This window comes from Streptomyces sp. JLYT201, assembly GCF_059448825.1.
Genome location: NZ_CM182551.1, coordinates 2,017,388 through 2,039,851, shown reverse-complemented (window position 1 = coordinate 2,039,851; position 22,464 = coordinate 2,017,388). Strand labels below are relative to the sequence as shown.

General features: G+C 72.1%; 17 protein-coding genes. 9 read left to right on the top strand and 8 right to left on the bottom strand.

The annotated features are described in order from the left end of the window. Positions 1–1,172: 1,172 nt before the first annotated feature. Positions 1,173–1,727 (top strand): LmbU family transcriptional regulator, encoded by a 555-nt coding sequence (locus AC5WAM_RS07945; protein ID WP_051856505.1) that lies wholly within the window; start codon positions 1,173–1,175, stop codon positions 1,725–1,727. Positions 1,728–1,996: 269 nt separating this feature from the next. On the opposite strand, the gene AC5WAM_RS07940 is transcribed toward AC5WAM_RS07945, so the two are convergent. After that, a complete protein-coding gene (locus AC5WAM_RS07940) occupies positions 1,997–2,641 on the bottom strand; it encodes an FMN-binding negative transcriptional regulator (protein ID WP_138962846.1) in 645 nt (214 codons plus the stop codon). Between the two features lie 388 nt (positions 2,642–3,029). Here AC5WAM_RS07940 and AC5WAM_RS07935 point away from each other — a divergent pair, with 388 nt between their 5' ends. Next, positions 3,030–4,355, top strand: coding sequence for a lysine N(6)-hydroxylase/L-ornithine N(5)-oxygenase family protein (locus AC5WAM_RS07935; RefSeq protein WP_495522109.1), 1,326 nt, complete (start codon positions 3,030–3,032; stop codon positions 4,353–4,355). Positions 4,356–4,645: 290 nt separating this feature from the next. Here the strand turns inward: AC5WAM_RS07935 and AC5WAM_RS07930 are convergent, their stop codons facing one another. Then, on the bottom strand, positions 4,646–4,870 hold the full coding sequence (locus tag AC5WAM_RS07930) for an MbtH family protein (RefSeq protein WP_138962850.1): 225 nt from the start codon (positions 4,868–4,870) through the stop codon (positions 4,646–4,648). Positions 4,871–5,554: 684 nt separating this feature from the next. On the opposite strand from AC5WAM_RS07930, the gene argJ reads away from it, so the two are divergent. From argJ to AC5WAM_RS07905, 5 genes are all read left to right on the top strand, one after another. Next, positions 5,555–6,709, top strand: a complete 1,155-nt coding sequence (argJ, locus tag AC5WAM_RS07925; protein WP_366793246.1) for a bifunctional glutamate N-acetyltransferase/amino-acid acetyltransferase ArgJ — start codon at positions 5,555–5,557, stop codon at positions 6,707–6,709. Further along, a complete protein-coding gene (gene argB, locus AC5WAM_RS07920; protein WP_366793247.1) occupies positions 6,706–7,617 on the top strand; it encodes an acetylglutamate kinase in 912 nt (303 codons plus the stop codon). The genes argJ and argB overlap by 4 nt, the downstream gene beginning before the upstream one ends. A 100-nt stretch (positions 7,618–7,717) precedes the next feature. Then, the gene (locus AC5WAM_RS07915) at positions 7,718–8,956 is read left to right on the top strand and encodes an acetylornithine transaminase (protein ID WP_366793248.1); all 1,239 of its coding nucleotides are present in this window, start codon (positions 7,718–7,720) and stop codon (positions 8,954–8,956) included. Positions 8,957–9,196: 240 nt separating this feature from the next. Then, positions 9,197–10,036 carry a DUF4097 family beta strand repeat-containing protein gene (locus AC5WAM_RS07910; RefSeq protein WP_366793249.1) on the top strand — a complete coding sequence of 280 codons (840 nt, stop codon included), beginning with the start codon at positions 9,197–9,199 and terminating at the stop codon, positions 10,034–10,036. A gap of 301 nt (positions 10,037–10,337) precedes the next feature. Then, complete coding sequence (locus tag AC5WAM_RS07905) at positions 10,338–11,561, top strand: cytochrome P450 (protein ID WP_495522108.1); 1,224 nt, start codon at positions 10,338–10,340, stop codon at positions 11,559–11,561. Positions 11,562–11,575: 14 nt separating this feature from the next. Here the strand turns inward: AC5WAM_RS07905 and AC5WAM_RS07900 are convergent, their stop codons facing one another. After that, positions 11,576–12,049 (bottom strand): hypothetical protein, encoded by a 474-nt coding sequence (locus tag AC5WAM_RS07900; RefSeq protein WP_495522107.1) that lies wholly within the window; start codon positions 12,047–12,049, stop codon positions 11,576–11,578. Positions 12,050–12,802: 753 nt separating this feature from the next. Between AC5WAM_RS07900 and AC5WAM_RS07895 the strand changes: the two genes are divergently transcribed. Then, positions 12,803–13,759, top strand: a complete 957-nt coding sequence (locus tag AC5WAM_RS07895; protein ID WP_495522106.1) for an ATP-binding cassette domain-containing protein — start codon at positions 12,803–12,805, stop codon at positions 13,757–13,759. 17 nt (positions 13,760–13,776) lie between these two features. On the opposite strand, the gene AC5WAM_RS07890 is transcribed toward AC5WAM_RS07895, so the two are convergent. Next, positions 13,777–15,273, bottom strand: a complete 1,497-nt coding sequence (locus tag AC5WAM_RS07890; protein ID WP_495522105.1) for an amidohydrolase family protein — start codon at positions 15,271–15,273, stop codon at positions 13,777–13,779. 99 nt (positions 15,274–15,372) lie between these two features. Between AC5WAM_RS07890 and AC5WAM_RS07885 the strand changes: the two genes are divergently transcribed. Continuing rightward, entirely contained in the window at positions 15,373–16,371 is a 999-nt protein-coding gene (locus AC5WAM_RS07885; protein WP_495522104.1) for a Ppx/GppA family phosphatase, read from the top strand. Positions 16,372–16,422: 51 nt separating this feature from the next. On the opposite strand, the gene AC5WAM_RS07880 is transcribed toward AC5WAM_RS07885, so the two are convergent. The 4 genes from AC5WAM_RS07880 to AC5WAM_RS07865 all read right to left on the bottom strand — a co-directional run bounded on the left by AC5WAM_RS07880 (position 16,423) and on the right by AC5WAM_RS07865 (position 22,444). Next, positions 16,423–17,688 carry a Rieske 2Fe-2S domain-containing protein gene (locus tag AC5WAM_RS07880; RefSeq protein WP_495522103.1) on the bottom strand — a complete coding sequence of 422 codons (1,266 nt, stop codon included), beginning with the start codon at positions 17,686–17,688 and terminating at the stop codon, positions 16,423–16,425. Positions 17,689–17,763: 75 nt separating this feature from the next. After that, positions 17,764–20,514, bottom strand: a complete 2,751-nt coding sequence (redH, locus tag AC5WAM_RS07875; RefSeq protein WP_495522102.1) for an undecylprodigiosin ligase RedH — start codon at positions 20,512–20,514, stop codon at positions 17,764–17,766. Further along, positions 20,511–21,665 carry an SAM-dependent methyltransferase gene (locus tag AC5WAM_RS07870; protein WP_495522101.1) on the bottom strand — a complete coding sequence of 385 codons (1,155 nt, stop codon included), beginning with the start codon at positions 21,663–21,665 and terminating at the stop codon, positions 20,511–20,513. The genes redH and AC5WAM_RS07870 overlap by 4 nt, the downstream gene beginning before the upstream one ends. Then, positions 21,653–22,444, bottom strand: coding sequence for a thioesterase II family protein (locus AC5WAM_RS07865; RefSeq protein WP_495522100.1), 792 nt, complete (start codon positions 22,442–22,444; stop codon positions 21,653–21,655). Before AC5WAM_RS07865 ends, AC5WAM_RS07870 begins: the two co-directional genes overlap by 13 nt. Positions 22,445–22,464 lie beyond the last annotated feature (20 nt).

The following is a 22,464-nucleotide window of genomic DNA, read 5'->3' as shown; positions in this document are numbered from 1 at the left end:
GAATTCATGATTCCGACATCGGGCGACCGCCTCGGCGTCTCCGCCGCGCACCGCTTCCCCCCTTTTCACCTCCCAGGTCATCGGAGGGTGCGAACTCCGCATGAGCCTTCCCGTAGTTCCTCTCGGGGAGGGCTGGTGGCGCAGTGGCTCCAGGGGTCGCGTTAAGGGCGTTAAGAATCCGTATGGATAATGCTAGTGTTCCCTGACGAGCCCGAGAATCCGCTAAGGCGTCCGCGTGGTGAGGGTCAGCACTGTTTGCCATGGCGGTGCCAGCAAACTTGAGGACTCGCCCCGTCCTCCCGTGTGCCCCCTTCTCGTATGCAACTGTTTGCCCGTCGCGGATTTGGCTCAATTCTTGCCTTGACTGGCGGAAGACAATCGCCAATACGGTTCCCCTGGGTGCCGCGGAGAGATCCACGCCACCCATGACAGGGATAGCGAAGTTGGGCTAGCTTGTTCGAACTTCGAAAAGTCGCGACGAGCGACGGCCTCTTCCTTGAATCTCCAACAGGTGCCGGGTTCTACTCGGGTAGGCCTTTGGAAGAGACCACTGCGAATCCGGGGCGTCGGGACCGACGGGGGACACGTCGGGACCGACGGGATGGAACGGAGTGGTCCAGGCGAACGGGGCGAGTAGTTGAACGGGGCGAGTAGTTGATGTACGTATCCACACACATGCCGACTGAATGCCTTCCGCGCAGCCTTGAAGGGTGCGCCGAACGGCCGGACCTGCCCGTGCTCAGCGCCGGAGGCCGCCTCGGCTAGAGGCTGCCTGACGGCGGGATGCGCGCGTGGCCACTCCGACAGGTCCATCCGTCAGTCGACGGAACGATGACGACCTGATGCGGAGAGCGGCTCGAACGAGCTTTCATCCGGCCGATCGGCTGTGATCGATTGGCATGCCTGTGCCTCGCGTGAAGCGACGGCGACCGATCCCGAGGGGATCTTGGACACGGCTGCCAAGCCCGCATGGCTTTTTCCCGATCGAACGCGGTCCGTTATGCCCGCGTTCGTTCGAAGTTCATTCACATGGAGGCATGATGACGAACCAGGTCAGCGACCTCGAGGGCTCGAAGGTTGTGCTGTTCCGTAGAAACGCGAATTCCGTCCCGCGGCAGCGCCGAGTGGACGAGCGTCGTGGCCAGGTACTGACGACGAAGGTGGGCCTCCAAATGCCCGCCGGGCTGACCTTCGAGGACTGGGAGCGGGCCGGACGCCAGCTCTCCGGAATTGTGAACTCCTCTTCCTGGTGGCTGGGGGACTGGCTGGTATACGGCAAGGACCACTACACCGACCGCTATCAGCGTGGAATTCGCGCGGCGGGCCTGCAGTACCAGACGCTGCGCAACTACGCGTGGGTGTCGCGGCGTTTCGACTTCAGCCGCCGGCGCGCGGCGCTGAGTTTCCAGCACCACGCCGAACTGGCGTCCCTGCCGGTCGACGAGCAGGAGCTGTGGCTCGACCGCGCGGAGCAGCTGCAGTGGACCACCAAGCAGCTGCGCAGCGCGATCCGCATGGCGCGCGAGGACGAGGTGCGCGACGGCACGCCGACCCCTGAGACGATGCGGCGCCTCGCGGTGCCGGGCAGTCGGCTCCAGTGGTGGCACAAGGCCGCCGAGCAGTCGGGCATCGACTTCGAACAGTGGGTGCTCGCGACGCTCGACAACGCCGCCGAGCGCGCCCTGGAGGAGGAAGAGGAGCAGGAGAAGGCGGGCATCAGCGCCTGATCCGACGCACCACACGCGCAGGGCCCGCACCCGGAAGGGGGCGGGTCCTACGCGTGTGTGCCGACGCTGTCAGAGCGGTCGGCCGTGGTGCCACGGCCGACCGCGCCGACAACGGCCGCGCACCTCTCGCGTGCACGGCCCACGTGCACGTTTTCGGGTGTACGTCCCGCGTCACGCGCACGTCCGTGGGTGCCGACGGTACGGGCCCGTGGGGCCCGTGAGTGTGGCGGGCGGTGCCCGTACCGTCGGCCGTATCGGGGGTGCGGACCTCAGGGCAGCTTGCTCATGAGGCTCGCCGTCGCCTGGTGCCGGGTGCACTCGCGCCCGCCGAACGAACGGCGCACCCGCTCCTGCACCTCGTCCGGCTGTTCCTGGCTGAGCTTGAACATGCCCTCGGCGCTGGTCACCCGGAATTGGAAGGCGCCCACGGCGGGCACGATCTTCCGGAAGTACTCCAACGATTCGGACATGTCCCAACCGTCGCCGAAGGCGCCTTCATAGGCCTGCACCGTCGCCTTCACGACGTCCAGGGTGTTCTCAATGCCCTCGATCTTCTCGACGACGCCGTGCACATGGACGGAGGTGAAGTTCCATGTCGGCGCGGCCGGCGTCACGTCGTAGACCGTCGGGGAAACATAGCCGTGCGGTCCGGTGAACGTCAGCAGGTTCACGGTGCCCGACTCGAGCGCCTTCCAGTGCGGGTTCGCCCGGTTCATATGGCCCAGCAGGCGACCGCCCGAGAGGTCCTCGGACCATTCCCCGTTCCACTCCGGATCCCGGATTACCGGCAGATGCGTGGCAAACGGACCCGCTTCCGCGGTGCCGTTGCTCACGAACAGCGCCAGGGGATTGCCGTGGATCAGGTCGACCATCCATGAACTGTCCGGTTGGCGGTACTGGCTCGGAACAAACATCCGGAGCTCACCCTTTCGTTGAAATCACTCACGGCGCGGCGCGCCAAGTCGCCGACGTTACCCACGCTTCGCGTGGCACGACCCGAATTGGGGACGAGCGGCTCGGCTGTCCTGTCGACGGGACAGCGGTGCCTGGCCAGCCGCGGCTGCCGAGGCCTCTTGAAAGGTCCGCCCGGCCCCTCTAAGTTGGCGTGGCGGTGTTCTCCAGCGCAATACTCAATGCGTGTTCTTCCGGACCACCGGTCGAGATGTTCGAGACCATCAGCCGCACTTCAGAAACGACAGTTGACAGCATTTCCGGCCGAGGTCCTCTCGGGCAACCGCAGCACTGAAACCTCAGCGATTACGCGGAAGTCCCTGTCGAAGCTACACCAGCGGGAGATTATCTATGGGTACTCGTGAACACGAGATATACGACATCGTTGGCATCGGGTTCGGCCCGTCCAACCTGTCCCTGGCCATCGCCCTGGAGGAACACCAGAACAACGCGTCGGGCCGGCCGGTCAAGGCCGCTTTCTTCGAGCGCCAGGCGGCCTTCGGCTGGCACCGCAACATGCTGCTTCCCCAGGCGACGATGCAGATTTCGTTCCTGAAGGACCTGGCCACCTTCCGCAATCCCGTGTCGCGGTACAGCTTCGTGTCGTACCTGCACGCTTCGGACCGTCTCGTGCAGTTCGTGAACAACCAGGACTTCTTCCCGACCCGCCAGGAGTTCCACCAGTACCTGGAATGGGCCGAGTCGAACTTCAGCGACCGCGTCACCTACAACTCGGAAGTGACCGACATCCGGCTTCCCGAGGACGCGGGGACGGGCCCGGAGCAGTATCTCGAAATCACGGTCCGGGACACCGTGAGCGGTGCGGCCCGCGTCGTGCGGGCCCACAACGTCGCCGTCTCGACGGGCCTCGTGCCGCGCATGCCCGAGGGCATGGAGCGCGACGAACGCGTCTGGCACAGCTCGGAGTTCCTGGCGAAGTACGGCCGGATGGACCCGCAGGAGCTGCGGAACGTGGCGGTGGTCGGCGCCGGGCAGAGCGCCGCCGAGATCACCAAGTACCTGCACGACATGCTGCCGCACGCGCAGGTGTCGGCGATCCTCCCGTCGTACGGCTACTCCGTGGCCGACGACACGCCCTTCGCCAACCAGGTGTTCGACCCGGACGCGGTCGACCACTACTACTTCGGCAGCGAGACGACGCGCGACGCGTTCTGGCGCTACCACAAGAACACGAACTACTCCGTCGTCGACGACGACGTGATCCGTGAGCTGTTCCGGCGCTCCTACGAGGAAGAGGTCGCGGGCGAGAAGCGCCTGCACTTCCTGAACCTGACCCGGGTCAAGGAAGTGAAGCGCTCCGGCGGCGACACCCGTGTCGTGCTGCACTCGCTGCTGGGCGGCGAGGCCCAGCAGGAGATCGACGTCGACGCGCTCGTCTTCGCCACCGGCTACGACGGCATGGACGCCACGGATCTGCTCGGCGACCTCGACCGCTTCTGCCGCCGCGACGCACAGGGCCGCCACCAGGTGGAGCGCGACTACCGCGTGGTCACCGAGCCCGGTCTGTCCTGCGGCATCTACCTCCAGGGCGGCACCGAGCACACGCACGGCCTGACCTCGTCGCTCCTTTCGAACATCGCCATCCGCAGCGGTGAGATCGCCGACTCCATCGTCGAGCGCCGCGCCGAGCCGGCCCGGGCCGGCAGCGAGGCCTAGGCGACCGCCGGACCTCCGCGCACCCGCTCCGCACCGCGGCCCGTCAGCCCTCCGGCTGACGGGCCGCACCCGTACGGGTACGGGTGCGGGGGACATCGGGGGGTGGGGCCTGGTGCCCGGCACCAGTCAGGACGGTGCTTCGGTCCGGTGCGGACCCGCTCAGGACGGTGCCTAGGCCCCGTGTGAACCGGTCCGGACGGTGTCTCGTCCGGTGCGGACCCGGTCGGGACAGACGAGAGGGCCCCGGCACCGTTCCCGGCGTCGGGGCCCTCAGGGGTGCGCGGAGCGCGTCACGCAGCCTTGTCCGCCGCCATGGCGTCGCGGAGGCTCTTGGGACGCAGGTCGGTCCAGTTCTGCTCCACGTAGTCCAGGCACTCCTGGCGGCTCGCCTCACCGAACGTGACCCGCCAGCCGGCGGGCACCTCGGCGAAGGACGGCCACAGCGAGTGCTGCTCCTCGTCGTTCACCAGGATGTAGAACCGGCCGTCCGCGTCGTCGAACGGGTTGCTGCTCATAGTCACTCCAATTCGAAAGGTCTGGTCACCGGCCGGACAGGTCCTCGGGCGCCGCGGAATCCGTCTGCCGCGGTGCACCGGCGAAGGAGAAACCCCCCGGCGGGCCGGGGGCCCGCCGCCGCGGCCAAGCCGTCCGCGGGCCGGGTACCGGCTCCGCCATTGTCGTTCGATGCGGCCCCGGCGTCCAGATCCGCCCGTCTCCGGGGAATTGCCGGGGACCGTCCCGGGACGATACTGCGCCGACGGGAAATCCGTATCGACGCCGGGGTGAAAAGTCAGGTGCGAATCCGGACCGCCCCCGGCCCCACCACTGCGGAGACCGGCGGGACCGCCGCCGCTATGGTGCCCGCCGCCCGCCGCACGTCCTGTGGACAGGACAACGCACCGGTGCCGCGCGCCGGAATCGCGGGTAGTTTGTTGCGAGCTGCCGGTCGGTCCCGCCCGACGCTCCGCGCACTTCCCCGAAGCCCATCGGCGAGCTGTGCGACCAGTCGGGAGGCGGGCAACGCAAAGGAACCGGCAGCACGTTGTTGAGTTTCGACGCCGAGCCGTCGGAGTCGTCAGAATCGAGGAATGGGGCGGCGTCGGCCAGGCAAAGTCAGGGCCGTGGCCGACGCCCTTGCCAATGGCCCCCCTCGGCCTTCCCGGGAAGCCGGGAACTTCCGCTTGAGGAGAAGCAGAGCCATGAGCGTCACGGCACCACGAGGTTTTTCGGCCGCAGGCGTCGCGGCCGGAATCAAAAGCAATGGAAATCCTGATCTGGCCCTCGTCGTGAACAACGGCCCACGCCGGGCCGCAGCCGGTGTCTTCACCGCGAACCGGGTGAAGGCCGCCCCCGTGGTGTGGAGCGAACAGGTCATCAGGGGCGGCACCGTGAGCGCCGTCGTCCTCAATTCCGGCGGGGCCAACGCCTGCACGGGCGCACCCGGATTCCAGGACACGCGGGCCACGGCCGAGCGGGTCGCCGAGGTCCTCGAAGGGCACCGCGCCGGAGAGGTCGCGGTGGCGTCCACCGGGCTCATCGGCACCCGGCTTCCGATGGACCGGCTCCTGCCGGGCGTCGACACCGCGGCGGCCGCCCTCTCGCAGGACGGCGGCGAGCAGGCCGCCATCGCCATCAAGACGACCGACAGCGTGCACAAGACGGCCGTCTTCCAGGGCGAGGGCTGGACCGTCGGCGGCATGGCCAAGGGCGCGGGCATGCTCGCCCCCGGCCTCGCGACCATGCTGGTCGTCCTCACCACGGACGCCGACCTGGAGCGCAGGACCCTGGACCGGGCGCTGCGCGAGGCGACCCGGCTCACCTTCGACCGGGTCGACTCCGACGGCTGCATGTCCACCAACGACACCGTGCTGCTGCTCGCGTCGGGCGCCTCCGGGAAGACCCCCGGCTACGCCCCGTTCGCCGAGGCGGTCCGCACGGTCTGCGAGGACCTGGCCCGGCAGCTCATCGGCGATGCCGAGGGCGCCAGCAAGGACATCCGCATCGACGTGGTCAACGCGGCCACCGAGGACGACGCGGTGGAGGCCGGGCGCTCCATCGCCCGCAACAACCTCCTCAAGTGCGCCATCCACGGCGAGGACCCCAACTGGGGCCGCGTCCTGTCGGCCATCGGCACCACCGGCGCCGCCTTCGAGCCCGACCGGCTGAACGTCGCCATCAACGGCGTGTGGGTCTGCAAGGACGGTTCGATCGGCGCCGACCGCGACGGCGTGGACATGAGCGGCCGCGAGGTCGTCATCACCGCGGACCTCGCGGCCGGCACCGAGGGGGCCACCCTGTGGGCGAACGACCTGACGGCCGAGTACGTCCACGAGAACAGCGCGTACTCGTCATGAGGAGCGCCACCCACTCGCACCCCGCACTGGTGAAGGCGCAGTCCGTGATGGACGCGCTGCCCTGGCTGAACCGCCACCAAGGCAAGATCTGCGTCATCAAGTTCGGCGGCAACGCCATGATCGACGACGAGCTGAAGGCCGCCTTCGCCCATGACGTCGTCTTCCTGCGGCACGCCGGGCTCAAGCCCGTCGTCGTCCACGGCGGCGGCCCCCAGATCAGCGCCGCGCTGCGCCTGCACGACATCCCGAGCGAGTTCAAGGAGGGCCTGCGGGTCACCTCGCCGGAGGCCATGGACGTCGTCCGCATGGTCCTCGCCGGACAGGTGCAGCGCGAGCTCGTCGGGCTCATCAACCAGCACGGACCGCTCGCCGTCGGCCTGACCGGCGAGGACGCCGACACCATCACGGCGACCAAGCACCGGCCGAAGAACGAGGACGGCGAGCGCGTCGACATCGGCCGGGTCGGCGAGATCGTCGGGGTGAACCCCGGCGCGGTCGAGGCGCTCCTCGACGACGGCCGCATCCCGGTGATCTCGCCCATCGCCCGCAGCGTCGACGACGAGTACGTCTACAACGTGAACGCCGACACCGCCGCCGCCGGGGTCGCCGCCGCCCTCAACGCGCACACGCTGGTGTTCCTCACCGACGTCGAGGGCCTGTACCGGGACTGGCCGGACAGCGACGAGGTCATCAGCAGGCTCAGCGCGAGCGAGCTGGAGAAGGTCCTGCCCGATCTGCACGACGGCATGGTGCCGAAGATGGCCGGGTGCCTGCACGCGGTCCGCAACGGCGTGGGCAGCGCGCGCGTGATCGACGGCCGCGTCCAGCACTCGGTGCTCCTGGAGATGTTCACGCGTGAGGAGATCGGCACCCTCGTGATGCCGGACATCGAGGAGGGCTTGCGATGATCGGGTCCGATGGACGACGGCGACCCGCCCCCGCGACCCGGGGCGACGGGCGCCGGCGCACGAGGGCCGCGACGGGCGCGGCCGTGGAAGAGGGGACGCGATGAGCGAGGACATAAGCGACGCCGGACGCGCGGCCGGGACCGGCACGGGCGGGCAGTCGGCGGCGCTCACCGAGCGCTGGCAGGCGTCGTTGATGGACAACTACGGCACGCCGCGGGTGCCGTTGGTGCGCGGCGAGGGCGCCGCGTTCTGGGACGCGGACGGCAAGAAGTACCTGGACTTCCTCGGCGGCATCGCCGTGAACTCGCTGGGCACCGCGCACCCGGCCGTGGTCCGTGCCGTCAGTGAGCAGATCGCCCGGCTCGGCCATGTGTCGAACCTGTTCATCGCCGAGCCGCCGGTGCGGCTCGCCGAGCGGCTGTTGCGCCTCACCGGGCGCACCGGCCGGGTGTTCTTCTCGAACTCCGGCGCCGAGGCCAACGAGGCGGCCTTCAAGATCGGCAGGCTCACCGGCCGCCGCCGGATGGTCGCCACCGAGGGCGGCTTCCACGGCCGCACCATGGGCGCGCTCGCGCTGACCGGGCAGCCCGCCAAGCGCACCGCCTTCGAGCCGCTGCCCGGCGAGGTCACCCATGTGCCCTTCGGCGACGCCGAGGCGCTGCGCGCCGCCGTCGACGCCGACACCGCGCTCGTCGTCATCGAGCCGATCCAGGGCGAGAACGGCGTCGTCGTGCCGCCGCCCGGCTATCTCGCGGCGGCCCGCGAGATCACCCGCGCCGCCGGGGCGCTGCTCGTCCTCGACGAGGTGCAGACCGGCATCGGCCGCACCGGGCACTGGTTCGAGTACCAGGCGCAGGGCATCGAGCCGGACGTCCTCACGCTCGCCAAGGGGCTCGGCGGGGGGCTGCCGATCGGTGCGACGCTCGCCTTCGGCCCGGCCGCGGACCTGCTGTCGCCCGGCGCGCACGGCACCACGTTCGGCGGCAACCCCGTCGCGTGCGCCGCCGCGCTCGCCGTCCTCGACACGATCCACGGCGACGGCCTCCTCGACCACGTCAAGCGCCAGGGCGAGGCGCTGCGCCAGGGCATCGAGGCGCTCGGCGACCCGCTGGTGGACCGGGTCCGCGGGGCCGGGCTGCTGCTCGGCATCGTGCTGACCGAGCCGCTCGCCGCCCAGGTGCAGCAGGCGGCCCAGGACGCGGGCCTCCTGGTGAACGCCGTCGGGGCCGGCACGATCCGGCTGGCCCCGCCGCTGATCGTGGGCGAGGACGAGGTGACCGCGTTCCTGCGCGCCCTGCCCGGCGTCCTTGAGCGCGCGCGGCGCGACGCCACGCGCTGACCCGGGCGCGAGCCGACTCCAGGGCCGCTCGTCATCGGCGGGCGGCCTTCCGGCGATCCGGAACGGCCCTCTCACACCCACTGGCGCCTGTCAGGCGTCGGCGCGCGCCAGTCTCGGCTTGCAGTGGCGCCACAGTGATGCCATCATGGCGTCGCGGAGCGCGTGCCGCCTGTCGGCACACCGCCTCCCCTCGCCGTCCCACCGGGGACGCCCGGCAGAACCCATGAGGACGGGGCAGCCATGCCAGCCTTCGACACCCCCGAGCCGATCTCGGTCTCGTTGCAGCTCAACGCCGGGGTCCTGCGCTTCACCGCGGGCGCGGGCACCCGCACCGTCGTCGAGGTGAGCCCGAGCAGCGGCTTCAGCCAGGCGGACCGCAGCGCCGCCGAGCAGACCCGGGTCGAGTTCGCCCATGGGCGGCTCCTGATCAGGGCGCCCAAGAGGCGCAGCCTCTTCGGCTCCGGCGGCTCCGTCGACGTGACCGTCGAGCTGCCCGCGGGCTCCGACGTGACGGGCGACGCCATCGTGGCCGACCTGTACGTCGAGGGCGAGCTGGGGGAGTGCGCGTTCAAGACGGAGGTCGGCAAGATCCATCTGGAGCGCGCCGGGCGCCTCCAGCTCAACACCGGATACGGCGACGTCAGGATCGGCAGCGCCATCGGCGAGGCCGACATCCGCGTCGCCTCCGGTGACATCTCCGTCGGCCGCATCGACGGCCCGCTCACCCTCAGGAACTCCAGCGGGGACTCGGACATCGAAGAGGTCACGGGCCCGCTGCGGGTGACCGTGAACCGCGGCGACATCAGCATCGGCCGTGTCCACGGCGCCGTCGCGGCGCGCTCCGTGACCGGTGACGTCCGGCTCGGTGAGGTCTCCCGCGGCCGCGTCGAACTCCGGGCCGCGACGGGGCAGTTGGAGATAGGAGTCAAGAGCGGGACGGCCGCCTGGCTCGACATCCACACCAAGGTCGGCCACATACGCAACTCCCTGGGTGCGTCGGACGCCCCGGAGGAGCCCGGCAAGGCCGTGGAGATACACGCCGTCACCAGCCGCGGCGACATCGTCATACGCCGCGTCTGAGCACCCGCGCCGGGCCCCCGGCCGCGGCACTCGCCCGGGCGGCCCCGCCGCCGGTGGGCCCACGCCCCGGGGCGCCCGCGCGCGGCACCCGCGACGGTGACGCCCCTGCGCCCCGCACGGTGACGGCGGTCTCCGCCGTGTCCGCCCGGCCCGTCCCCTCGGCCTCGTCGGCCTGAGGCTTCGCGAGTCATCGCCCCCCTCATCTCCCGTCATCGCCACCCCTCATGCCCCGCGGTGCCCGACCGCGCCCCGTGCCTCCGCGCGCTCCGGACCGCGCGCGATCTGAAACAGGTGATTTTTCATGACGTATCACTCAACGTGCTCCTCGCCGCTCGCCCTGCTCGTCGACGAGTGGAAAGCGCACCCCCTGCACTTCTGGCTGCGCGGGCAGGAGCCCGCGCGGGCCGTGGAGTTCGACGAGCGGCTCGGCGTCTGGAACGTCTACGGCCACCGGGAGGCCGTCGACGTCTTCGCCGACCCCGGTGCCTACTCGTCCGACGTCGTACGCCACTTCGCGCCCGACGCGCCGGAGTACGAGCGCGGCGGCATGCTCACGCAGCTGGACCCGCCCGAGCACCGCAAGCTGCGCAGGATCGTCAGCCGCGCCTTCACGCCCCGGCTCGTGGCCGGGCTCGGGCCGCGGATCGGCGCCCTCACCCACGAGCTGCTCGACCGGGTCGGGGGCGGCCCGGCGATGGACCTCGTCGCGGACCTCGCCCACCCGCTGCCGGTGACCGTCATCGCCGAGCTCCTCGGGGTGCCGGGCGAGGACCGGGAGCTGTTCCGGCAGTGGGCCGAGGAGCTGCTCGCCCGCACCGAGGTGGCGGCGGCCGGCGGCACGGCGGAGACCGAAGACATGGTCAGGGCGGTCCTCGACCTGTCGGCGCGCATGAGCGCGTACTTCGGTACGCACGCCGAGGAGCGCAGGCGGCGCCCGCAGGACGACCTGCTGACCGCGCTCGTGCAGGCCGAGGTGGACGGGGAGCGGCTGAGTGCGGCGGCCCTCGGCAACTTCGCCCAACTGCTGCTCGTCGCCGGGCACATCACGACGACGATACTGCTGGGCAACGCGGTGCTCTGCCTGGACGCCCACCGGGGGGTCAAGGAGCGGGTGCGGGCGGACCGGTCCCTCGTCCCCGGGGTGATCGAGGAGGCGATGCGGCTGCTGCCGCCCTTCTCGATCTTCTACCGGGCGACCACGCGCGCGGTGGAGCTCGGCGGGCGGCGGCTGCCCGCGGGGCAGGTCGTCGCGCTGTGGCTCGGCGCGGCGAACCGGGACGCGCGCGTCTTCGCCGACCCGCACGGCTTCCGGCCGGAGCGCGACCCCAACCCGCACTTGGGCTTCGGCCGCGGCATCCACTTCTGTCTGGGCGCGCCGCTGGCCCGGTTCGAGGCGCGGATCGCCCTGGAGATCCTGCTGGAACGCTTCCCCGGGCTGCGCACCGACCCGCGCCGCCCGCCGGTCTTCCAGACGACGCCGGAGGTGGTGGGGCCACGGACGCTGCCGCTGCTCACGACGGGCTGAGCGCGGCGCCGGAGCTAGCGGCCCGGATCCTCGGGGTCCAGGAAGGTGGAGGCGACCTCACCGAGGCCGGGCGTGTGCACCGTGATCGCGGTGATCTCGATGCCCGCCTCGTCGAGCACGCCCAGGACGGCGCGCAGCGTGGCCGCGGTGCCGTCGCCGGGCACTTGGAGGGCGAGCACCTCGTGGTCGGGCACGGCGCAGTCGAACAGGGCGGCGGCCGCGTCCAGGTCGCCGGGGCTGGAGAGCTGGAGGCGGATGTAGCCGCCGGAGAGGGCCGCGCTGAGCAGGCCGAGGGGGATCCCGCGGGGCGGCGTGCCCGGCGGCGGTTCGGACGGGCGGTGGTGCCAGGCGAGGTCCTCGGCGTGCGGCGCGGGCGAGTCCGGTGCCGTACGGCGCTTTCCGCCGGGGGTCCACCCTCCTTCCCCGCCCGCGTCCGCTGCGAAGACGAACCCGTGCCGAAAATCATCGACGTATGGCGTGAAGTTCATGATGCCATGATGGCACAGGAGTGGCGCCATTCAAGTGGTGTCCCGGCCGGGACCCTCTGGGGTGGCTGATTCCGAACGCTGTCCTCCGCTTCATTTCCGACAAAAGGGCATCATCAGGGCGGAGTCGTGCCTGCTGTTTCCGTTCTCGGTGCGGGGCTTCCCGATGCGGCCTGGGGCGGCGACGTGCTCCGCGGGTGTTCTGTTCGCCGTCCTTACTGCCTGCCTTGAGCGGTGGAGGGGCGGGTTGGCGCGAACGTGGCACCGCCCGTGCGCCAGTTCGGTTTGTGATGGCGTCAGCATGGCGCCAACGACCTGTCGGGGAGGGGTGCGCGCGGAGGGGAGTGTGAGCGGCTCCTGCTGTCGAGTGCCCGGCCGCAGCGCCCCCGGTAGCGCGCCCGGAGTCAAGTCGCCCATTCCTTTGCCCCGTTGAGTCGATGTGATCCGGGGGTGCGGGACGCGCCGACGCGATCTTGTCCTGGTGGCCGGGACAGCGGTGTCCGGCATGCGGCCCCGGCGTCGGCGCGGGGCGTCCACTGCCGGAACGAAGATGGCGCCACGGTGGCTCGTCGTGGCGCCACGGTCGTAGCATGATGCCGGTATGCGTCCGCAGCCCCTACGCCCGCCGAGCAGGTCGGCGACCTCAAGGGCCCGCCCCTCCCGGCCGGGGCGAGGGAGGGCGCCGCGCGGCGGCCCGGCGGCCCGCCGCGCGCGGCGAACGACCGTGAAGCACCGAAGGGAACGAGCAGGGGCACCATGACCGCCACCATCCGAACGACCGGGCAGCCCCAGGGCATCACGGCTCAAGGGCTGCGCAAGGCGTACGGCGGCAAGGTCGTGCTCGACGGGATCGACCTGGACGTCATGCCCGGCACGATCTTCGCGCTGCTCGGTCCGAACGGTGCGGGCAAGACGACCACCGTGCGCATCCTCTCCACCCTGACCTGCGCCGACGGGGGCCGGGCCACGGTCGCCGGACACTCCCTGCGGCGGGCCCCGCACGCGGTGCGCGCCGAGATCGGTGTGACGGATCAGTACGCGGCGGTGGACCGGCTCCTGACGGCGGAGGAGAACCTGCTCCTCATGGCGGACCTGCTGCACCTGGACCGGGCCGAGGGCAAACGCCGTACCGCCGAACTCCTGGAGCGCTTCGGTCTGTCGGAGGTCCGGCGCACGCGCGCGGCGTCGCTGTGCGGCCGGACGCGCCGCAAGCTGAACCTGGCGATGACGCTGGTCGGCCGCCCGAGCGTGGTCTTCCTCGACGAGCCCACGACCGGCCTCGACCCGCGCGGCCGCCGCGTGCTGTGGGACCTGATCCGCGATCTGGCCGCGGGCGGCACCACCGTCTTCCTGACGACGCAGTACCTGGAAGAGGCCGATCAGCTGGCCGACCGCATCGCGGTGCTCGACGGCGGGAAGATCGTCGCGGAGGGCACGGCCGAAGAGCTCAAGCGCCGCATCCCCGGTGGGCACATCCGGCTGCGCTTCACCGACATCCGGCAGCTGGACGCCGCCACCGACCGGCTCGCGCTGAGCACGGTCACGCGGGACGACGACGAGCTCACGCTCCAGGTGTCGAGCGACGGCCGGATTCCCGTGCTGCGCGCGGTCCTGGACGTCCTGGAGGGTTCCGGCATCCAGGCGGAGGCGCTCACCGTGCACACCCCCGACCTGGACGACGTCTTCCTGTCCCTGACCGGCCACGGCCGCTAGAGCGTCGCGGCGTACGGTCAGCGGCGCACCGGGCGTCCCGGCAGCGCGTCCGGCAGGAGTTCGCCGTGCCGGACGACGGGGGTGCCGCCGACCAGGACGTGGGCGTGGCCCGTCGACGGCCGGGTGCTGTCGGCGTACGTCGCCCGGTCGCTGACCGCGTCGGGGTCGAAGACGACGAGGTCGGCGTCGCACCCGGCCCGGACCCGGCCCTTCCTGCGCAGCGCGGGCACCCCCGCCTCCAGGACGCGCGCGGGCAGCAGGCTCGCCCGGGCGACGGCGTCCGGCAGGCTCAGGGCCCCGAGGTCGCGCACGTACCGGCGCAGCATTTTGGAGAAGGTGCCCGCGGTGCGCGGATGTGTGATCGCGGCGCCGGGCGGCAGCGGCCACACCAGCGGGTCGGCCGCCGGGTCCGTCCAGGTCAGCGGCATCGCGTCGGAGCCGACCACCGTGTGCGGATCCAGCAGGGCCCGGTCGAGGAACGCCCGGTCGCGGGCGTCGGACTCGTCCAGGAAGTGCAGGAAGACCAGCGCCCCGGGGTCGGCGGCCCGCAGCTCCCGGAGCCGGTCGAGGTCGCGCACGCGCTCGCCGGTGGCGGCGTGCACGATGTCCGCCACCTCGCGCCCGGAGGCGGCGACCGCGCCCGGGTCGAGGAACGCGGCGCCGATGGCCGTCATGCCCGCGCCGTACGGATAGGCCTCCGTGGACACGCGCGCGCCCTCGGCCCTGGCGCGCTCCAGGACGGCGAGGACGCGGTCCGCGTGCCGGTGCGAGGTGGACGGCACATGGCAGTAGTGGGCGTGCACACCCGTCTCGCCCGCCGCGCGGGCGATCTCCTCGGCGCCGTCGACGGGCGTCAGCGGATCCGTCTCCACGAGGCCGCGCGCGTGCGTGTACGTGGGCACCCCGGCGGCCGCGGCGAGCCGGGACACCGCCAGGTACTCCTCGGGCCGCACACGCGGCGCGTACCCCACGATGAGGCCGATGCCAAGTGCTCCGTCGGCCAGATCGCGCTCCAACAGGCCGAGCAGCGCGTCCTCCTGGGCCCGGGTCGCCTGGCGCTGCCAGGCCGCGGCGCCCAGGTGCGCGAGGGCCGCCAGGGCGCCGCCGCCGTGCGGGAGGCCGCCCACGGCCGCCATGCGGGCCTGCGCCCAGGACGCGGAGAAGCCGTAGTTGAGAGGCCGCCCCTCGGTCGCTGCCAGGCGGTAGGCTTCGCCGACGGGCGAGAGCCCGAGTTCGAGCTCCAGGGCGGTGGTCACCCCGTCGAGCGCCTGGAGGCGGTGGCCCGCGACGGTGTGCGAGTGGCTGTGCAGATCGATGAAGCCGGGCGCCACGACGAGGCCCGCCACGTCGAGGACCTGATGCCCCGTCAGCGGTTCGGTGGAGACGGCGGAGATCGACCGTCCCGTCACCCCGACGTCGGCCACGGCGTCGAAGCCGCTCTCCGGGTCCAGGACGCGGCCGCGGCGCAGCACCAGATCGTGCACGGGAACGGGCGGTGGGGTGGCTGAAGTCATGGACCTACGCTAGGCACCGGACGACAAGGGGGAGCGGCATATGCCAGGTGTGGCCGGAACCGTGAGCGTGCGGCAGTGCGCAGGGGGTACTGAGCGTTCATGCGAGTGAGCGTGCTGGATGTGGGGTCGCGCACGGCGCGGCTCGTGGTCGTGGACACGGGCAGCGGTGCGCCGCTGCCCGTGCACACAGCCAAGTGGAAGCTGCGCCTCGGCGAGGAGGTGGAGCCCGGCGGGCCGCTCGGCGACGAGAGCGTACGGAGACTGGCCAGGGCCGTGACGGCCGCGTCCGCGACCGCCGAACGGTGGGGCGCCGGGCGCCCCCTGGCCTTCGCGACGGCCGTCGTGCGCGACGCGCCGAACCGCCGCGAGGTGCTGCGGACCGTCGGTACGCGCACCGGCGTGTGGCTGCGCACGCTGCCAGGGGAGCTGGAGGCCGAGCTGACGTTCCTCGGCGCCCGGCGCTGGCTGGGCTGGCGGGCCGGTCCCCTCGTGCTCATCGACATCGGCGGCGGCTCCCTCGAAGTGGCCTTCGGCCGGGGGCGCCTGCCGGACTTCGCGGTGTCGGTGCCGCTCGGCGCGCTCCGGCTCACCCACGAGTTCTTCCCCGCCGACGCACCGCCGACCGAGGAGGCCGTCAAGGCACTGCGGCGCCGGGTGCGCCACCAGCTGCGAGACGTGGCGGCCCGGGTCCGCTGGGAGGGCCCGCACACCGCCGTGGCCACGTCGCGGACGTTCCAGCAGCTGGCCCGGCTGACCGGCGAGGCCCCCGGGCGGCACGGCCCGTTCGTGAGCAGGACGCTGTACCGCTCGCGCCTGCGCCAGGCGCGGGACCGCCTCGCCCTGCTGCCCGCCGCCGAGCGGGCGCAGCTGCCCGGCATCTCGGCGCCGCGGGCCGGGCAGAGCCTGGCCGGCGCGGTGGTCGGGCACACGGCGATGAAGCTCATGGGCCTCAAGTCGGCCGCCGTGTGCCCCTGGGCGCTGCGCGAGGGCGTCCTGCTGCGCCACATCGAGGACGGCCCGCAGTGGTGGGACGACCTCGGCGAGGACGGCGAGCAGGCCCCCGCCGACGTGGCGCCGCTGCGGGTGGCGACGTCGTGACACTGGGCCCCGGGGCGCACGCCGCGCCGGGGCGCCGGGCGCGCGCCCGGGTCAGGGCGCGCTCTCGCTGACGCCTCCCGCGCGGGCCGCCGCCTTCTTCGGCCGCGCGGCCGCCGGGGTCTGCCCGGGGGAGCTCCCGTTCGTGGCGGAGGTCCCGTTCGCGGGGGAGGCCCCGTTCGTGGCGGAGGTCCCGTGCGCAGGGGAGGTCGCGTTGCCGCCCGCCGTCGGGGCGGGCGCCGCCGGGTCCGCGGCGGCCTCCCGGGCCCGCTGTGCCGCCCGTGCCTCCGCGTCCGCGCGGGCCTCCGCCTTCAGCCGGTCCCGCATCTGGAGGTACTTGGCGTTCATCTCGTCCGGCGCGATGAGCTTGTTGACGCCGCGCTCGCTGACCTTCGGCTCCTGGCGCGCCATGATGTCGTTGTCCTGCTGGTCCTGGACGTACTTCTCCATCTGGAGCGAGGCCTTGAGGATCAGCGGCCGCAGCGCCTTGACCGGCACCATCCGCTTGAGCAGCGGATACTCCCACAGGCGCATGATGGCCTGGGTGTTCTCCTCGTCGATGGGCGTGAGCCAGGTGGTGACCTCCAACAGGCCCTGGCGGACGTGGGTCATACAGGGCGCCTGGTAGATGAGGTCGAAGTGCCAGATGTTGGAGGGGTTGCCCTCCTCGCACTGGTCGAAGGTGGACCGGATGATCGTGCCCTCCACGTCCACGCGATGGTTCACGATCTTGTTGGCGGCGATGTAGCGCTCGCGTCCGTCGGTCCAGAGCTTGCGCCAACTGCCGTACATGAACGTGTAGTCGATGATGTTCGCCCAGTGGTCCCGGTGCACGAACGTCACGTGGTAGAACTCCAGCAGGCTCTCGATGTAGCGGGTGTAGTGGACCGGCCTGCTCCAGGTGATCGTCTCGTACGGCCTGGGGTGCTCGGCGAGTTCGTGCGGCAGCTCGATGTCCGGCAGCTCCTCGCGCTTCTCGCCCCACCACAGCCACACCAGGCCGTACTTCTCGCGCACCTCGTAGGTGTCGATCCGCAGGGACGCCGGGATGCGGCCCTCCGTGCCGAGGGCCGGGATGAGCCGGCAGGCGCCGCCCGCGTCGTAGCGGAAGCCGTGGTAGGGGCAGGCGAGGGAGTTGCCGACGACGCGACCGTCGGACAGGTTCGCCCCCTTGTGCGGGCAGCGCGCCGACTGGCACACCAGCGTGCCGCTGAGGTCGCGCCAGAGCACGAGCTCCTCGCCCAGGCGCTTCACACCCGTCGGGGCGTCGCGCTTGACGTCCTTGGTCCGCAGGATCGGATACCACTGGTTCGGGATCATCTGGTCGCCTCTCGCTTTCCTCTCTGGTTGCGCGCGGGCCGTCGTCCGCGCGGAGCCGGTGGGCGCTCGGCCCGCTCAGCCCTCGACGATCTCGACGACCCCGGTGTCGCCGTCGACCATGACCATGTCGCCGGTGTTGATCACTTGTGTGGCGTGCTTGGTGTTGACCACCGAGGGCACGTTGAACTCGCGGGACACGATGGAGCTGTGCGAGAGCATCGATCCGATGTCGGTGACCACGCCGCCCGCGATGGCGAACAGCGGCGTCCAGGACGCGTCGGTGTGCCGGGTCACGAGGATCTCGCCCGCCTGGAACTCGTCGGCCTGCCACACCAGGTCCTCCACGATCCGGGCCCGGCCCACGATCCGCCCCGGCGACGAGCCGAGCCCCGTGAGGCGCGCCCCGTCCTTCACCGGGCGCGCCGCGCGCGTGCTGTCGTACTCGCCGACGAACGTCAGCGGCGGCTCCGGCAGCCGGTTGTGGTACTCGTGCACGCGCCGCCGCTCCTCGACGGCCTCCCGCGAGAACGCCTCGTGCTGCGACAACTCGCCCGCCACGTACCGGCGCACGTCCTCGAAGTCCAGGTGCGCGACCTCGTCGAGACAGTGCAGCACGCCCTCGTCGACGAGCCGCCGCCCCACCTCGTACACCACGTTCCTGACCAGCCAGATCGAGGTGATCATCGACATGCGGGTGGTCTCGCGCAGCTCGCTGCAGAGCGCGTACATCGAGATCAGGCCCTCAAGCGTCTTGCGCTGCGGCAGCGGCAGGTCGCCCAGCACCGCACGGACGTCGCCCTCCTGGCGTGCCCGGCTGCGGCCCATGATGTCGTCGGCCGTGAACCCGTCGGCGGCGTAGCGGCGGATCATCTGGAAGAGGTACGAGGGGTCGTCGATCCAGCGCTGGTGGGTCAGCTCCATCTCCTGCCGGCCCCGGGTGCCGTTGGCGCGCAGGAACGGCTCCATCTGCGTCTCCCAGAACACCCGCCCCTCGGCGTCCGCGCGCAGCCGGTCCGCGACCTCCTCCAGGGGCGCGCCCTCGATGATCTCCATGACGCGCGGCCTGGCCTTGGCGGCCTGCGCCACGCCCCAGATCTCCTGCGCCGACGCCACCGTGCGCAGGCTCGACATATCGGTCTTGATGCGGTTCTGGAGGTTGTCGCCCGCCGCGCCGAGCCACTTCGCGCACAGCTCGGTGAGGATGCCGTAGAACCCGAACGCGTTGATGTAGTACGGCATGTAGCCGACGTGCGCGTCGTGGAAGTAGTCCAGGTAGCGGGTGAGTTCGGCGTGCAGCTCGCGGCGGGACATCCGGGTCAGGTCCAGGCGCCGGGCGCGGTCGAACTCGTACAGGCGCGTGTCCACCATCGCACGGGCGCGGCCCTTCATCACCACCATCTCGCGCGCCGTCTCGCGCAGCCAGTGCACGGTCGAAAGGAGGTCCTCCATGCCGCCGGGGAAGGTCCCGAAGGGGTTGGCGTACGTCGCGAGGTCGACCTCCTCGCTGACGAAGCGGCGGGTGAAGTGGCGCTGGTCGCGCGTCGGCACGGCCTGGCCGAGCAGATACGCGGTGTAGGAGATGTTCAGATACACATGGCCCTGGAAGTAGCCCATGTGCAGGCCGACGTCGCCGACGTCGCGCACGCCGAGGGCCCGCGCGCAGTCGCCGTGCACATGGTCCTGGTAGTAGCGGGCGAAGCTCAGGCCGAGCGGCGACATCAGGCCCACGAAGATCTCGCCGATGTCCATGCGCGACCACAGCGTGCCCTGCCGGACCTCCGCCGACTGCTCCCGCCAGTGCCGCGGCAGATACGGGCTGCGGGCGCCCTCGGCCGCGTCGGGCCGCGCCCGGGTGGTGATCGGCCGGGCCTGGAGCAGCCGCAGGGTGCCGTCGCGCAGCGCCCACTCGATGTCCTGCTCGCTGCCGTAGTGCTCGCGCACCTCCAGGGCGAGCCGGGCCAGGGCGGTCAGCTGCTCGTGGGTCAGACAGGGCGCGTCCCGCTCGGCGGCGTCCACCTTCGTCATGCCGATGCGGCCCGGTGCGAGGGGGGCGCACTTGGTGACCTTGTAGCGCACCCGTTCCTCGACGACGTCCAGGCTGCGGTCGTCCACCACGAAGAAGTCGCTGGAGACCCGCCCCGACACCAGGCCCTCGCCGAGCCCGCAACAGGCCTCCACCACCAGGCGGTTGGGCCTGCCGCCGATCGGGTCGACGGTGAAGAGCACGCCGCTGACGTCCGCGTTCACCATCTCCTGGACGACCACGGCGATCGAGCCGACAGGACCCGGACCCGAGCGGTAGGCCGCCGCGCGGTCCGACCACAGCGAGGCCCAGCAGACCTTGACGGCGTCGAGCAGCGCCGCGTCGCCCGCCACGTCGAGGACCGTGTCGTGCTGGCCCGCGAAGGACCGCGTGGCGGAGTCCTCGCGCACCGCCGACGAACGCACCGCGACGCGCGGGCGGCCGAGCGCGTCGTACGCGGCCACGATGGTGCGCGCGAGGGACTCAGGGATGTCCCGGGCGAGCACCGACTCCCGCAAGCGGGCGGGGGGTTCGCCCCTGGCCTCGGCGGCGCGCAGCTCGGCACCGAGGCCGCTCTCGCGCAGGAACAGGTCGAACAGGCCGGTGGTGAGGCAGAACGCGGGCGGCACCGGCAGACCCGCCCGGGTCAGCTCGTCGAGCCGGGCGCCCTTGCCGCCGAGGTCCTGCGGGGCCGCGGTGTGCGGGCCGCCGATGACGGCGACGAGGCCGGCGGCCGCCTCCTGGGGCGGCACCGCCGACGCCTCGGCCGTCTCGCGCGCGTCGTGCGTGGCCTTCGTGGTCATGACGTGGCCTCCTCGGCGGTCGACGGGAGCGGGGCGGGGGAGGCCGGGCGGGCGCCGGCCGGGCCCGGGCGCGCGTTGACGCCGGTGAACACGCGGAACGGCTGGCCGGGCAGCACACCCGTGGCCCGCACGTCGTCGAACCCGGCGTCGCGCAGCTGGCCGAGCAGCTCGTCCTCGCGCGGCAGCGGCCCGCCGAACGAGGCGTACTCGAACCACAGGTTGAGCACCTCGATGCCGAGCGTGCGGCCGCCCCGGCAGGACGAGGTGAGCAGCAGCGTGCCGCCCGGGGCCAGGAAGGAGCGGACCCGGGCGAGGACCTCGGCACGCTCCTCGGCCGGGAAGTAGTAGATGTTGTTGTGCAGGGTCACCACGTCGAACTGCGGCTGGAGGTCGAGGGTGCGCACATCGCCCTGGCGGGTCTCGACGCGGTCGGCGAGGCCCCACTGCGCCATGTTCTTCGCGGCCCGCTCGGCGACCTCGCCCTGGAGGTCGACCGCGAGCGCGGTGAGGCGCGGGTTGAGCCCGGCCGCGTGGCGGACGTACGCGCCGCTGCCGCAGCCCACTTCGAGCAGGCGCACCGGAGTGGTGCGCGGCAGCGTGCGGGTGACGGCCTCCTCGACGAAGCCGCGCACCACGAGCGAGGAGCGGGCGATGACCAGGCCGTCCTGGTCGGACAGGGTGAAGCGGCCGCCGTCCGCGAGCATGCGCGGGGCGTCGCGCAGGGCGGGCACGTGGAAGCGCAGGAGCTCCTCAAGGGCCGCCGCCACGGGGTCGTTGGCGACCTGTGCGAGGGCCTTGGCGGTGCGGCTGCGCAGCAGGTAGCAGCCCTCCTTCGTGCGCAGCTCGCCGAGGCGCACGCCGATCTCCAGCCACGCGCGCAGCCGCTGCCGGTCCTCGGGCTCCGGGCCGCAGCCGACGCGCTCGGCGATGCTCTCCAGGTCGCAGGGGCGCACCGCGAGGCACTGGAGCACGCCCGAGCCCGCGGCCGCCGCGAGGAACGACGCCCGGTACAGCGGCGTGAACAGCGTGCGGTTGAGCACGAGCAGCAGCGGCACGCGGGGGTCCGTGACGATCCGCGCCGCCGCGAGCACGTCCGTGAGGGGCTCCTGCGCCCGGTCTTTGACGGCCTTGGCCAGGCTCAGTAGGTCCATGGGGGTTCCATCTCCTCGGTGGTGCGGGTGAGTTCGGCGCGCAGGTCGCGCAGGAGGGGGCGGCGTCCGGGGCCGTTGAGGAAGAAGTGGCCGCCCGCCACGTGCCGGCGCAGCAGCGAGGCACGGGTGTACGGGCGCCACGCCTCGACGTGCGGCGCGGGCGCGAGCGCGTCGCCGACGGCGGAGTACGCGGTCATCGGGCAGCCGAGGGGGCGGCGCGGCCGCCACCGGTAGCGCTCGCAGGCCGTGAGGTCGGCGCGCAGGACCGGGAGCCTGCGCTCCAGATAGGCGCCCGCGACCCGGTCCCCGGGCGCGAGCGCGCCCAGGTCGTGGACGAGCCTGCGCAGGTCCTCGTCGCCGAGGGCGTGGTCGGCGCGGTCGGCGTACAGGTGCGGGGCCCGGCTGCCGGACACGAACAGGTGGCGCGGCCCGGGTGCGCCGCGCTCGCGCAGCGCGCACGCCACCTCGTACGCGACGAGGGCCCCCATGCTGTGCCCGAACAGCACGTAGTCGCGCACGAGTCCGGCCGTGAGCAGCGCCTCCGTCACGTCGGACACCAGCGCGTCCAGGTCCGCGTACGGCGGCTCGCGCAGCCGCAGACCGCGCCCGGGCGGCTGCACCGCCACCACGGGCGCCCCCAGCAGCGCGGGCCAGTCGCGGTACGCGGAGGCCGTGCCGCCCGCGTACGGGAAGCAGATCAGCCGCGGCGCCCCGGCGGCCGGGGCGGGGCCGGGCCCGGGGAACCAGTCACGGGCCGCGTGCCGCTCGGTCAGATGCACGGGAACGGGGTCCTCTCGCA

Coding starts and splice junctions, on each gene's coding strand:
- AC5WAM_RS07935 (WP_495522109.1), top strand. CDS start 3,030: ATGGGTACTCGTGAACACGAGATATACGACATCGTTGGCATCGGGTTC.
- redH (WP_495522102.1), bottom strand. CDS start 20,514: ATGACCACGAAGGCCACGCACGACGCGCGCGAGACGGCCGAGGCGTCG.
- AC5WAM_RS07910 (WP_366793249.1), top strand. CDS start 9,197: ATGCCAGCCTTCGACACCCCCGAGCCGATCTCGGTCTCGTTGCAGCTC.
- AC5WAM_RS07890 (WP_495522105.1), bottom strand. CDS start 15,273: ATGACTTCAGCCACCCCACCGCCCGTTCCCGTGCACGATCTGGTGCTG.
- AC5WAM_RS07930 (WP_138962850.1), bottom strand. CDS start 4,870: ATGAGCAGCAACCCGTTCGACGACGCGGACGGCCGGTTCTACATCCTG.
- argJ (WP_366793246.1), top strand. CDS start 5,555: ATGAGCGTCACGGCACCACGAGGTTTTTCGGCCGCAGGCGTCGCGGCC.
- AC5WAM_RS07905 (WP_495522108.1), top strand. CDS start 10,338: ATGACGTATCACTCAACGTGCTCCTCGCCGCTCGCCCTGCTCGTCGAC.
- AC5WAM_RS07900 (WP_495522107.1), bottom strand. CDS start 12,049: ATGAACTTCACGCCATACGTCGATGATTTTCGGCACGGGTTCGTCTTC.
- AC5WAM_RS07940 (WP_138962846.1), bottom strand. CDS start 2,641: ATGTTTGTTCCGAGCCAGTACCGCCAACCGGACAGTTCATGGATGGTC.
- argB (WP_366793247.1), top strand. CDS start 6,706: ATGAGGAGCGCCACCCACTCGCACCCCGCACTGGTGAAGGCGCAGTCC.
- AC5WAM_RS07880 (WP_495522103.1), bottom strand. CDS start 17,688: ATGATCCCGAACCAGTGGTATCCGATCCTGCGGACCAAGGACGTCAAG.
- AC5WAM_RS07885 (WP_495522104.1), top strand. CDS start 15,373: ATGCGAGTGAGCGTGCTGGATGTGGGGTCGCGCACGGCGCGGCTCGTG.
- AC5WAM_RS07945 (WP_051856505.1), top strand. CDS start 1,173: ATGCCCGCCGGGCTGACCTTCGAGGACTGGGAGCGGGCCGGACGCCAG.
- AC5WAM_RS07870 (WP_495522101.1), bottom strand. CDS start 21,665: ATGGACCTACTGAGCCTGGCCAAGGCCGTCAAAGACCGGGCGCAGGAG.
- AC5WAM_RS07915 (WP_366793248.1), top strand. CDS start 7,718: ATGAGCGAGGACATAAGCGACGCCGGACGCGCGGCCGGGACCGGCACG.
- AC5WAM_RS07895 (WP_495522106.1), top strand. CDS start 12,803: ATGACCGCCACCATCCGAACGACCGGGCAGCCCCAGGGCATCACGGCT.